Genomic DNA, 12,617 nt, shown 5'->3' with positions numbered 1-12,617 from the left:
GATATCACCAGCATAGGCTTGATCAGCAATTTGGCGCGAACGCGCAAAGAAAAATTGTGGAGCCGAAAGTGTCATCGTTTTTCCTGTTCGGACCAACTTTGTCTTCATACCACGTTCAAGTGTTCCCGAACATACCCGAAAAAATGCAATACGATCACGATGATTAGGATCCATATTTGCTTGAATTTTAAAAACAAATCCCGTCATTTTAGGTTCAGTTGCTATGATATTGCGCTGATCTGCACTTTGATCACGAGGACTTTGACCAAAATCAATAAGCGCATTGATCAAATCACGAACACCAAAATTTCGTAAAGCTGAACCAAAATAAACCGGAGTCATATGACCCTCACGGAAAGCTTGAAGATCAAAATTCTTGCAAACACTTTGAGCAAGTTCTACCCCTTCAAGAAAAGTTGAACGTTGATACTCTGGAAGTAAATGGACAACCTCACTGGGATTTGAAACGATCCGCTGTGTTATCTCATCATCTTTTTGGCGAAAACGGTTATGATGGAGATCAAAAGTCCCAACAAAATCTTTACCCGTCCCAATGGGCCATGTTATGGGTGCGGTATCAAGCGCAAGTTTTTCCTCAATTTCATCTAAAAGCTCTATAGGATCACGCGCCTCACGATCCATTTTATTGATAAAAGTAACAATAGGAATATCCCGCATCCGACACACTTCAAACAATTTCAGTGTTCTTGGCTCAATTCCGCGTGCCCCATCCAATACCATGATAGCACTATCAACAGCTGTGAGAGTGCGATACGTATCATCCGCAAAGTCCTCATGTCCTGGAGTATCTAGGAGATTAAAAATATGATTTTCATATTCAAACGTCATCACCGAAGTCACAACGGAAATACCACGATCACGCTCAATATTCATCCAATCAGAACGGGTTTGAATACGATCTTTTTTGGCTTTTACTTCTCCTGCAAGTTGAATAGCACCACCAAACAATAAAAGCTTTTCTGTTAATGTTGTTTTCCCCGCATCTGGGTGAGCAATAATTGCAAATGTACGGCGTCGCTTTACTTCCTGCACTCTTCGTTCCATTATTCCTCCACAGGACGTGCAAGTGTTTCAGCAATCAGTGCACGCATTTCATTAATCCCATAAAGCGCTATAAATGATCCCCATCGTGGACCTCGCTCTTGTCCAAGAAGGACTTCATACAACATTTGAAAAAAAACATTAGAAACACCAGGCCCACCTTCAGGGCTTTTTTTGCTATGATCTTGATAGCGTTCCGTTAACCTTGCAACATCAAGAAGCATATTTTGTAATATGTTGCCATCAACAGTTTCAGGTAAATGAGCTAATTTTTCATCAATTTGTGCTAATGTTGCTCGTTCGCTATCATCTGGTATACGAAATTTCTTGTTTGGTTTAACAAAAACATCAAAATATTTAATGGCAAACTTCACCAATTGATCAAGTTCTGGATAAGTTTGTGCATTTGCTTCTTTAGCGTAACGAGAAATAAAACCCCAAAGAACTTCTGCATTCTCTGCATTTGAAGCACTTACCAAATTTAAAAGCATCGCAAAGGATACAGGCAAATCAACCTGCGGTGGACAACCATTATGAATATGCCATACAGGATTACTGAGCCGTTCTTGCCATTTTTGACGACCATAAGCAGAAAGATGAGCATAATATTCATCTACAGCTTTAGGAATAACATCAAAATAAAGCCTTTTTGCTGTTTTAGGTTTTGAAAACATATAAAGCCCTAAACTCTCTGTTGGGGCATAAGTAAGCCATTCATCAATGGTTAAGCCATTTCCCTTGGATTTGGAAATTTTCTGCCCTTTCTCATCTAAAAAGAGCTCATAGTTGAATCCTTCTGGGGGGGTTCCACCTAATACTTTACAAATTTTAGAAGAAAGATTTGTGGAATCGATAAGGTCTTTTCCGGCCATTTCATAATCAATGCTAAGTGCTGTCCAACGCATTGCCCAATCTACCTTCCACTGACACTTAACTTTGCCCCCCGTAACCTCTGTTTCTATGGTTTCTCCTGTTTCAGGTTCAATATAAGTGACAGTCCCTTTTTCAACATTACGCGCAATCATCGGTACCTGTAATACTTTTCCAGAAAAGGGAGAAATCGGTAGAAAGAGTGAATAGGTCGCTTGCCGTTCTTCACCTAATGTTGGTAAAATAATTGCCATAACCTTGTCATAACAGGCAAGGATTTTCAAAAGTGTTTCATCAAAACGACCGGAATTGTAATAATCCGTAGCACTTGCAAATTCATAATCAAAACCAAAACGATCAAGGAAAGCCCGTAACCGCGCATTATTTGCTGCTCCAAAAGAAGGATAATCATCTCCAAAAGGGTCGGGTACACGGCTCAACGGTTGACCAAGATAATGTTCCATCCTCTCGCGATCAGGCACATTCTCAGGAACCTTGCGCAAACCATCCATATCATCAGAAAAACAAAGTAATTTTGTTTTTACTTTATTCTCCGTGAGAATATGAAATGCATGACGCACCATGGTTGTACGTGCAACTTCCCCAAAAGTTCCAATATGCGGTAAACCAGAAGGGCCATAACCTGTTTCAAATATCACACTGTCTGGATAACCCGTTTTTTCATACCGTTTGATAATCTTACGTGCTTCTTCAAATGGCCAAGTTCTCGATTGAGAAGCTGCATCTTTTAATTCAGGCGTAAGGTTGAGGGTATCACACTGATCACGCATCATTATTTATCCTAAAAATTACACTCTTTCAAAATAGGGTGTATGGTTCTTGAATTTATTCGTCAATAATAGCAAGCAAAAAGATGAAAATTTCTTTATACTCTTAAGTCACTATACAAAAACCGCCCTCGTTATAAATATATTTTGTTCTGATAAAAATCAAAAACATTCAATATTATAAAGCAAAATTGACCTGTTTTGATTATCGAAGCCTTCATTGCTATTATTATCATGGGTTTTGCTTATTATATTTATTAGCGCAGAAGATAAGCTTCTAGTATTGAACGAAAGAACGGTAAAAACCAACAGAAAAATGCTTAAACTAGGCATTTCATACAAAAGCACTAATCCATATTACACTTGTCACCGTAATTTTCTATTTCTTTTCTTTATCACCTTGATGACGCATTGCTAATGTACGCAAACGTAGAGCATTTAATTTAATAAAACCAGTTGCATCTCTTTGATCATAAACACCTTGATCATCCTCGAAAGTTACTAACTCACTGGAATAAAGTGATTTTTTACTTTGGCGCCCTTCAATAATTACATTCCCCTTATAAAGCTTTAACGTGACTTCACCTTCAACATGTTCTTGAGATAAATCAATAGCTGCCTGCAACATCTTACGTTCCGGCGAAAACCAAAATCCATAATAAATGAGTTCTGCATAACGTGGCATCAATTCATCTTTTAAATGAGCTGCGCCACGATCTAACGTTAAAGATTCTATAGCTCTGTGAGCCGTCAAAAGAATGGTTCCACCTGGTGTTTCATAAATACCCCGTGATTTCATACCCACAAAGCGATTTTCTACCAAATCTAACCGACCAATACCATTATCGCGCCCATAATGATTTAACTCTGCAAGTAAAGTTGCAGGTGATAAATTTTTTCCATTGATTGAAACAGCATCGCCTTTTTTAAAGCCAAGAGTAATTCTGGTTGCTTGATCTGGAGCATCTTCCGGCGAAAGAGTACGCATATGGACATATTCAGGAGCAGGAAGTGCTGGATCTTCTAAAATCTTTCCTTCTGATGAAGAATGCAATAAATTTGCATCCACTGAAAAAGGCGCTTCACCTTGCTTATCCTTTTCTACAGGAATTTGATGAATACGAGCAAATTCAAAGAGATCTGTCCGACTCTTAAAATCCCAATCACGCCATGGAGCAATAATCTTTATATCAGGATTAAGCGCATAAGCGGAAAGCTCAAAGCGTACCTGATCATTGCCTTTTCCTGTTGCTCCATGAGCAATGGCATCTGCCCCTGTTTCCTCAGCAATTTCAATAAGGCGTTTTGAAATAAGTGGACGTGCAATTGATGTTCCTAAAAGATAAGTCCCCTCATAAACGGTATTGGCTCGAAACATCGGAAACACAAAATCACGCACAAATTCTTCGCGCAAATCTTCAATGTAGATCTCTTTAACACCTAGCATTTCAGCTTTACGACGAGCAAGTTCTAGCTCTTCCCCCTGCCCCAAATCTGCTGTAAAAGTTACAACTTCAACACCTAGCGCACTTTGCAACCATTTAAGAATAATTGACGTATCCAATCCACCTGAATAAGCCAAAACAACTTTTCTAATATTTTGCCACTTTTTCATTTTAACGTTCTATATGAGCTACTTTTTTATTTCTACCCAAAAATCAAAATGATGCAAGAAATATAAAAATAAATTCTTTTTAAGCAACATTAAAAAGACGCAAAAAGCGTAAATAAAGGTGCCTCAAAGTATAAATAGTGAACACTGCTTAAAAATAAAAGGAGATTTACGTGTCATTTCTACCGGAGTGGTCTATTGTTGTACAATTTGCTTTAGCATCGTTGATTTTAGCACTTATTCCAGGACCAGATATGATGCTTTCTGTAGGACGAACCATTACACAAAGCAAAAAAGCTGGAATTATGTGCGCCTTGGGTAGTGCAACAGGGTTTGCCATTCAGGTTACCGCTGTAGCACTTGGCTTATCAGCGCTTATTTTTGCTGCACCACATACTTTTGTTCTTCTGAAAATTGTTGGCGCCTTTTATCTTTTATGGTTTTCCTTTCAAGCTTTACGGAGAAACCCCACTTTTTCCTTTGAACAGACATCTTCTAAATCTCAAAGCGCTAAACGTAACTATCTTGCTGGTATTGGAATTAATCTTCTCAATCCTAAAGTTATACTCTTTAACGCGACATTCTTACCACAATTTATCAATGCGAATGATCCTATGGCAACACAAAAATTGCTCTTTTTAGGACTCTCTTATATTCCTATTTCTTTCCCCATTACAATTGCAATCGTTTTTACAGCGCATAAACTTACCAAAACTCTCAAAAAGAACCCTCTTTATATTCGCTTTCTCGACTGGCTTATTGCTGGTACTTTTACCAGCTTTGCCCTCCATCTCCTTGTGGTTACAAAACATTGATTTATACGTGTAATGTATCGCTTTTAATTTAAATAAAAAAAACAAATATTATAAGATTTTTTCATTTCAAACCTGTTTGTTTTGGATAAAACAATACCTTTCCTTTGTACATCACAAGAGAAGCTGGAGTTTTCGTATGGATAAAAACTATCTAAGAAAAGAATAAAAACACCTCTTATAAACCATCTCAAGTACTAAAAGCTGTTACAACATTGGGAGCTGAAAAATAGAATGGTGGTACCAATTTACACCTTTATTAAACATAAAGGTGTAGGAGTACAATACATTTACAGAAGCTTTTTGTTATACTCCTCACAAGCATTATCGTGATATGAAGAGTGTACTAAGAGATACTTAAAAAACATATCAATGGATAACTCAATGGTATTTATATTTTAGATCCTCTGTTTTGCTTGTGATGCGTGATCTTATTTAAGAAAATAATAAACAAAAGCATGAGGCAGTGCACAATCTCCACTTTTTAAAAGATATTACCGTAGATGCTTTTAAAAGACATAAAACCGAATTAACGAGTATGATAATAAGGTAGAAATTAGTTATAATCCTTAAGACCTCATATTCCCTCTAAATTAGGTTTCCTTCTTATTTCAGAGATTATGTAAACAGACTATAGACAATCTCTTACCCCATTTAGCATATAAACGCTGAAACTGTTCGTCTAGCACTTATCCATCTTAATCTCTGTCTCACATATGCCATCGCATGAAGTTTGGATATTAAATTACAAACAAAAAAGTATAGGCCTCGATATCGCTGAAAATTGCGTTACCTAATGACCAATGGCATTTTCAAGTCGTAAACGTTCAGATTTACGTAAGCGCTCTGAAGCTGATTTAAGCTGTCCACATGCAGCTAAAATATCGCGTCCACGCGGTATCCGAATAGGAGAAGCATAGCCCGCTTGATTAACGACATCAGCAAAACGCTCGATTTGCTCCCAATCAGAACATTGATAATTACTCCCTGGCCACGGATTAAAAGGGATTAAATTAATCTTAGCAGGAATCCCTTTCAATAACTGAATCAATCGCTTAGCATCATCTAAACTATCATTGATATCTTTCAGCATAACATATTCAAATGTGATTCGTTTTGCATTGGAAAGACCAGGATAATTACGGCAAGCCTCCATTAGTAAAGCAAGCGGATATTTTTTATTAATGGGAACAAGCATATCCCTTAGTGTATCGTGTACTGCGTGGAGTGAAATTGCTAACATAACACCAATTTCTTCTCCAGTTCGGATAATTCCAGGAACAACTCCACTAGTTGAAAGCGTAATTCGACGTTTTGATAAAGAAAGTCCATCGCCATCAGAGGCAATCAATAAAGCTTTTTTAACAGCTTCAAAATTATAAAGAGGTTCTCCCATTCCCATCATAACAATATTGGTAATTTTTCGTCCTTCAATGGGAACAATTGCTCCATCAGGGGTATTCTTATCAGGAAAATCACCCAAACAATCACGTGCAACCAATAATTGTGCCAAAATTTCTTCTGCGGTCAGATTACGAACAAGCGTCTGCGTTCCCGTATGGCAAAAAGAGCAGGTTAACGTACACCCTACTTGCGATGAAAGACATAAAGTACCACGTCCTTCTTCAGGGATATAAACCGTTTCAATTTCAACAGGCCTTCCAGCTCCACGTGCAGGAAAACGTAAGAGCCATTTACGCGTACCATCTTTTGATATTTGTTCTCCAACAATTTCTGGGCGCGCAATGGAGAAATGACACTTAAGTGTTTCTTGCATTGCTTTAGAAATATTCAGCATCTCATCAAAATTTGAAACACCACGCACATAAAGCCAATGCCAAAGCTGACGCACACGCATACGCGTTTGATGCTCTGGTACACCAACTGTCTTTAAAGCTTGCATCATTTCATCTTGCGACAAACCAATTAAAGAGAGCTTAGAACTCTCCTTCACGACCACATTATCTGTTTTTCGTGCAAAACATGAACCAACTGGTCTAAGGTCATAAGAAATGGCCATTGCTTTCCAATTCACATCACTATTTTAGAGTTATCGAAACCTTAATGGCACTTTTGAGCTGCATTTAATGCAGCAGTGACCCCTTTTAAGGAATAAGTATAAGTGGTATGCGTTCCTCGTTTTGATATCGCTTGCACTGTCATATTGCTTCCAGCACGCATAGCAGAAACAAGCTGCTTTTCTAGCTCTGATGACGCCAGCCAAGCTGAGGAATCTTTCGTGAAAAAATCAAAGTCCTTACCTCCAATGGTCACTGTCACTCTCGACCCTTCTTGAAGGGTATAACCAGCCATAAACTGCGGTTCAAACGAAATAGGTGAATGAGAACGCTTGGTAACCAAGAAAAAGTTATCACCATGATTAACTGTCGTTGGAAGAGCCTTCAAAGGTACCGATAACACATAGCAAATCGTATTTTTGGGCGATTTATAAGAATAGGCTCCCCACGCTTCAAATTGATTTAAACGGCTTGGCGTTTGTGCATATGCCACTCCCGCTGTAACAAGAACCATTACAGATGCAGCAATAACAGTCTTTTCAAACATCTTCATTTAGCTCACTTCTTTAGTCTCTAACAAGATTTTCTTCATTGGAAAAATTCAACAAAAACTCCTCGATATTCATGTGTTATTGTCCTAATTCCTTCAATAAGCGAAATATTTTCACACTAATCAAAATAGATTTCTACGTTTCATTGTGACCTTTTAATCGTTACCAAAACATAAACTTCTTATTCAATAACCACATTAAAAAATAATATCTTCATTTTACGCTACTTATTTCGTTTTTGTATAAAAAACGATTTCTTTAAGCTATAGAACTTCAAAACGAGATGAAAATATACCATCACTCTGTTAAGAAATAAACCATACTCTTTATATCACAAGCAATCTGATGCAAAATTTTGAAAATACACCCCGGACTCCCCGCAAAAAAGCTTAATCGCCTTACGAATATCACTTCTCGACTTTATGCATTCAATACATTTATGTTCGCAGAATACTCCATCTTTTACTCATTATAGTGCATTCATATTTCGTATTCAATATCGTCCCGATAACACTTTTTCTCAATCTTCAAAAGACCTTGTAAAAATAATAAAATATTATCAAGATATTAATAATAAAACATAAAGAATTTAGATTCTATCTCAATAATCACATACAATTTTGTTTCTTTTGATCTTATTTCCCTATATACTTCATCTCCAATTATTAATTTCTAAAATGATTTTAGTAGCTTATAATAGCTTAATCGTATTATTTTAATGTATTAGACGATATTTTTCTTTCTGTTATAAAAAACTTCTTAAGAATTCTTTGGGAAAGTCTCCTTATCTTATTTCTAAGTAATTTATAAAAAGAAATATAAAACTTTTTTCTATAGCAGTTCTAACATTACCGTTTTTTAAACAATATTTTAATCAATTAAAGACACTTAAATAAATCTTCCTATGCATAAAAACTCTTTCACCCAACCTAAAGGTATAATTTTCATTCTTACCGTACAAAATTGTTCTTTAGCATGAGCTCTATACAACAGCAGACATCTAAATCATATCTATAAAATAGTTGATCTCTCCACTTGTGAAGAAGAAAGCTGGCACCATAACACTATTTTCCAGCTCCCAATGTTTTGCACAACTCTCGATACTTTAGACGATTCATAGGAAGCATTTTTACCCCTTTCTTGTACAGTTTTTATCCACACGCTAATTCCGTTTACAACGTGCAAGGAAATGGTTTTGATTGATTCAACATAAACAAGTTTGGAATGAGAGAATTTTACAATATTCGGATCTCTCATCCAACATGCGAAATAGTGAATTATATTTAAAATCAATATCTTGCTATACTGAAGATACAATATATCTCTTATTTTTTCTTGAGCATTAAAATATTATCCCTAAACACTCAAACTCAACTTACAAAAAAATTCAATGCACAAATAAACTTTTCTGTTGATTTCTTTCCCGCTTTCAAAGGACGAAGATTCTTAATCCAATCTGGACTGAAAAAGTTTGGATTCTTGTCGAGCGATCTCCTCTTTTCTTCCCACTCATGTGATTCACTTAACTAAAGGCTCTACAGACAAGTCCTGTTTAAAAATATTTACCACGCACTCTAAAAGCACTTAATATATTAAGAAGACTTACAGAATTTATCTCACCATATCTCAAATGATAGTGTTTTTACAGTATAACAGGATAAAAGAATCCACGAACATAATAATTAGATGCTTTAATATACGAGAACAAGAAAGGAAAAGCCCTTCGTTTTTGTTGGTTGCTCTTTAAAAAGAAGGTTCAATTAGAAGTAATTTTCTTAAATCTCATGACATAACCTTTTATTATTAGTCTTAAGATGCAAATTATATTATTTCCTACGCTCTGTAGTGCATACCTCGCAATTTATACGCTCATAATAACTTTTAAGCTGCATTTGATTCTGAAGTTTGAATCAATAAAGCATAAAGCGCATTGGCATTATGCGTACTGCGCAACTTTTGTACAACATCAGTGTGACGCAAAACACGTGCGATCTGTGATAAAGCTTTTAAGTGATCTGCACCAGCATTTTCAGGTGCTAAAAGGAGAAAAACGAGATCTATAGGTTCGTCGTCAAGAGCTTCAAAATCAACAGGACTTTCAAGACGTGCAAATATACCAATGATCCGATTAATATCAGGTAATTTTCCATGAGGAATCGCAATACCTCCACCCAAACCCGTTGAACCAAGCTTCTCGCGTTGTAAAACAACATCAAAAATCACATGCTCACTAAGACCTGTTAGCTTGGAAGCTTTTTCGGCTAAAATTTGCAGAACCTGTTTTTTCGAATTAGCCTTAAGAGCCGGAATGATCGCTTCCGGTGCTATTAACTCACTCAAATTCATACTTTAATTTTCCTCTTACACGCTAAAATGCTCATCAATAAACCTATAAACGCTATAGATACTTAATGTTCTTTCACTTTTCGCAACATCGCATGTGTTTTTACTTTTCAATTTATAATGGGTGATGGCTCAATACATCTCATATCACTTCTAAAACAATAATAAATAGTATTCGGATCATCATTAACGGCATGAGAAACCAAACAAATGAAGTTGTTCATAAAGTTAATTTCCTTACGACTCTAGAAAAGGCCATTATTCATAAACTTATTAAACTTGTCATAAGAGTTGATGTATAATCCGCCATCAGAGTTTTTCTTTCTTTAAACAATGAGCCCTTAAATTAAGATGAAAAGCATACTGAGCAAAATGGACCTTTACTTTGAAAATTACTGTATAGCTTGAACATCGACTTATAACAAGAATATAAAGATTTTTAGAAATTTAATGATTATTTTAAAAGATTTATAGATTTAGCCTGATATCTGTAGCCAAGCTCCTATTTTCAAATAGGCGATATAAACCAATAAAATACGACAACTCCTATTGAATAACCGCAATATATAAACCGGTGCTCCCATCAAAATACCTAAAACAGCATCATCGATATATTTTTTGATTCGACAGAGAAAAATATGATAAATATCTCTTACCTTTCAATAACACACGCATTTATTGAGAGCTTCGTTTATCACTCATTATCACGTTAATCTAGTGATATCTTTTCTATGATACAATTATGAGTAAGCTAAACTTATAAAACAACAAACTAACCTCTAATGATGAAGCCTTTTTCACCACTCAATAACAACATTAAGGTTATAGTCATAAAAGAAGTTTTGGCATAAATAAGGAAATTTTCAGTAATAATGTTTGGTTAAACTTAAATGGAAACTCGTGAAAGCTGTAAAATCAAAGAGAAAACTGATTTCCCAAATAAATTCTGCGTACATCAACGTTGTTGATAATATCGTTAGGACAACCGTGAACTAACACCCGCCCTGTATGAATAATATAAGCGCGATCGACAAGCCCTAATGTCTCACGCACATTATGATCCGTTATTAAAACACCAATGCCACGCCTCGTTAAATGACGAATAAGTTGTTGAATATCGAAAATAGCGATAGGATCAATTCCTGCAAATGGTTCATCAAGTAACATAAAATGGGGACGAGAAGCTAAAGCGCGCGCAATTTCAAGTCGCCGACGTTCACCTCCAGATAACGAAAGTGCAGACATTTTACGTAAATGATCAATTTTAAATTCATGTAAAAGGCTATCTAACTCTTCACGTTGTTTAAGGCGATCTTTTTCAACGACCTCTAAAACAGCTTTAATGTTATTTTCTACTGAAAGACCACGAAAAATAGACGCTTCCTGTGGAAGATATCCAATACCTAAACGCGCACGTCGATACATCGGAAGATGCGTAATATCAAATCCATCAATTTTAATGGATCCTCCATCAGATTTTATAAGCCCTGTCACCATATAAAAACAAGTTGTTTTACCTGCCCCATTGGGCCCTAAAATGCCAACGGCTTCTCCCGTACGAATGCCAAAAGAAACACCATTAACAGTTCGTCTTCCTCGATAAACTTTAATCAAATTACTGGCAATCAAGGTCCCTTTTAAGGGATTTTTTGAAGCTTCACTTTCAAGATTATACCTATCGGTCTGTTTTTTTCTTTTGATTCCAAACATGAAATCTTAATGGCCATTCTTTTGATTTTGTTTTAAAATAATAGAAACACGACCTTTTTTCTTAGGCGTCTCACAACCTTCTAAAAAAGCCTTTCCGCTTTCCATATTTGCCGTTAGTTTGCACCCCGTTGCCACATTGTCACCATCAGTTAACACAACATGATTCCCTGTCAAACTCATCATTTTTGACTTTCCATCAAAAACGCCTTTATCACCCGTAGCAACTTGCGTAGCAATTTTTATATAAACTTTTCCTAAAGCTTCCATTTTTTGTATACTCGACGAACCAAATAAAGAAACAGATGATGCCTTTGTATCTTCCTTGTTTTTATCAATTTCTTTATATGCTTTATCGTAGTAAACAACTAATTCTGCCGTTTTTAAAAGACGTTTACCTTGTACCACTGAAACATCACCCTTAAAAAGCGCTATCCCTTCTTTATCACGTATTTCCAAAGAATCTGCATGAAGTTCTACCGGTTCTTTATCGCTTGATAGACTTATTCCAAAATGAGCCACTTCAGCATATCCTAAAACTGCTCCTTCTCCTAACATTCCCATGCTAAAAGCTAACATCACACCTATCCATCTTTTGTACGATTTCATTATTTCAATTCTTCTGTTTGTATATACACATACTTCTCTTTATAAATATCCTTTAAAGATTTGTATTGATATTGCGTTATTGCTTTTGAAGCACTAAATGCACACCACCATGGAAATATATGTTTTTTCCTTTTTCTCGAATTTGTAAGGCGTTTGCGGCAAGATTCAAACCGGCTTGCTGAATATTAACACGTTGATCTGTTTTTAACTGTCCCTCGGATAAGTTAATACTAGCTGACATAAAT

General features: G+C 36.1%; 9 protein-coding genes and 1 pseudogene. 1 reads left to right on the top strand and 9 read right to left on the bottom strand.

Going from position 1 to position 12,617, the window contains the following annotated elements:
- From ACFIL3_RS01510 to ACFIL3_RS01500, 3 genes are all read right to left on the bottom strand, one after another.
- Window positions 1-1,065, bottom strand: a 1,065-nt coding sequence (locus ACFIL3_RS01510; protein WP_375681785.1) for a peptide chain release factor 3, incomplete at its 3' end; no start/stop codon positions are given.
- Window positions 1,065-2,726, bottom strand: a complete 1,662-nt coding sequence (locus ACFIL3_RS01505; protein ID WP_375620882.1) for a lysine--tRNA ligase — start codon at window positions 2,724-2,726, stop codon at window positions 1,065-1,067. The genes ACFIL3_RS01510 and ACFIL3_RS01505, both read right to left, overlap by 1 nt.
- Before the next feature lie 373 nt (window positions 2,727-3,099).
- Complete coding sequence (locus tag ACFIL3_RS01500; RefSeq protein ID WP_375612782.1) at window positions 3,100-4,335, bottom strand: argininosuccinate synthase; 1,236 nt, start codon at window positions 4,333-4,335, stop codon at window positions 3,100-3,102.
- A 170-nt stretch (window positions 4,336-4,505) separates the two neighbouring features.
- Between ACFIL3_RS01500 and ACFIL3_RS01495 the strand changes: the two genes are divergently transcribed.
- Window positions 4,506-5,147, top strand: a complete 642-nt coding sequence (locus tag ACFIL3_RS01495) for a LysE family translocator (RefSeq protein WP_375612781.1) — start codon at window positions 4,506-4,508, stop codon at window positions 5,145-5,147.
- A 790-nt stretch (window positions 5,148-5,937) separates the two neighbouring features.
- Here the strand turns inward: ACFIL3_RS01495 and rlmN are convergent.
- The 6 genes and pseudogenes from rlmN to ACFIL3_RS01465 all read right to left on the bottom strand — a co-directional run.
- On the bottom strand, window positions 5,938-7,164 hold the full coding sequence (rlmN, locus tag ACFIL3_RS01490; protein WP_375638148.1) for a 23S rRNA (adenine(2503)-C(2))-methyltransferase RlmN: 1,227 nt from the start codon (window positions 7,162-7,164) through the stop codon (window positions 5,938-5,940).
- Window positions 7,165-7,205: 41 nt separating this feature from the next.
- Entirely contained in the window at window positions 7,206-7,709 is a 504-nt protein-coding gene (locus ACFIL3_RS01485; protein WP_375611465.1) for an invasion associated locus B family protein, read from the bottom strand.
- A 1,885-nt stretch (window positions 7,710-9,594) separates the two neighbouring features.
- The gene (gene ptsN, locus ACFIL3_RS01480) at window positions 9,595-10,059 is read right to left on the bottom strand and encodes a PTS IIA-like nitrogen regulatory protein PtsN (protein WP_375611353.1); all 465 of its coding nucleotides are present in this window, start codon (window positions 10,057-10,059) and stop codon (window positions 9,595-9,597) included.
- 912 nt (window positions 10,060-10,971) lie between these two features.
- A complete protein-coding gene (gene lptB / locus ACFIL3_RS01475; RefSeq protein ID WP_012754448.1) occupies window positions 10,972-11,766 on the bottom strand; it encodes an LPS export ABC transporter ATP-binding protein in 795 nt (264 codons plus the stop codon).
- A 6-nt stretch (window positions 11,767-11,772) separates the two neighbouring features.
- Entirely contained in the window at window positions 11,773-12,372 is a 600-nt protein-coding gene (locus ACFIL3_RS01470; RefSeq protein ID WP_375611352.1) for an LptA/OstA family protein, read from the bottom strand.
- A gap of 76 nt (window positions 12,373-12,448) precedes the next feature.
- Window positions 12,449-12,617, bottom strand: a pseudogene (locus ACFIL3_RS01465) (LPS export ABC transporter periplasmic protein LptC); the annotation flags it as partial.

The sequence above is a fragment of the Bartonella sp. CE47NXGY genome (assembly GCF_042195415.1).
GTDB lineage: Bacteria > Pseudomonadota > Alphaproteobacteria > Rhizobiales > Rhizobiaceae > Bartonella.
Note: the sequence above shows the minus strand (reverse complement) of the source record. Positions and strands in the feature narration are given on the sequence as shown.

Bases quoted from the DNA above. Each gene is read 5' to 3' on its own strand.
- ACFIL3_RS01505 (WP_375620882.1), bottom strand. From the start codon at position 2,726: ATGATGCGTGATCAGTGTGATACCCTCAACCTTACGCCTGAATTAAAA.
- ACFIL3_RS01500 (WP_375612782.1), bottom strand. From the start codon at position 4,335: ATGAAAAAGTGGCAAAATATTAGAAAAGTTGTTTTGGCTTATTCAGGT.
- rlmN (WP_375638148.1), bottom strand. From the start codon at position 7,164: ATGGCCATTTCTTATGACCTTAGACCAGTTGGTTCATGTTTTGCACGA.
- ACFIL3_RS01485 (WP_375611465.1), bottom strand. From the start codon at position 7,709: ATGTTTGAAAAGACTGTTATTGCTGCATCTGTAATGGTTCTTGTTACA.
- ptsN (WP_375611353.1), bottom strand. From the start codon at position 10,059: ATGAATTTGAGTGAGTTAATAGCACCGGAAGCGATCATTCCGGCTCTT.
- lptB (WP_012754448.1), bottom strand. From the start codon at position 11,766: ATGTTTGGAATCAAAAGAAAAAAACAGACCGATAGGTATAATCTTGAA.
- ACFIL3_RS01470 (WP_375611352.1), bottom strand. From the start codon at position 12,372: ATGAAATCGTACAAAAGATGGATAGGTGTGATGTTAGCTTTTAGCATG.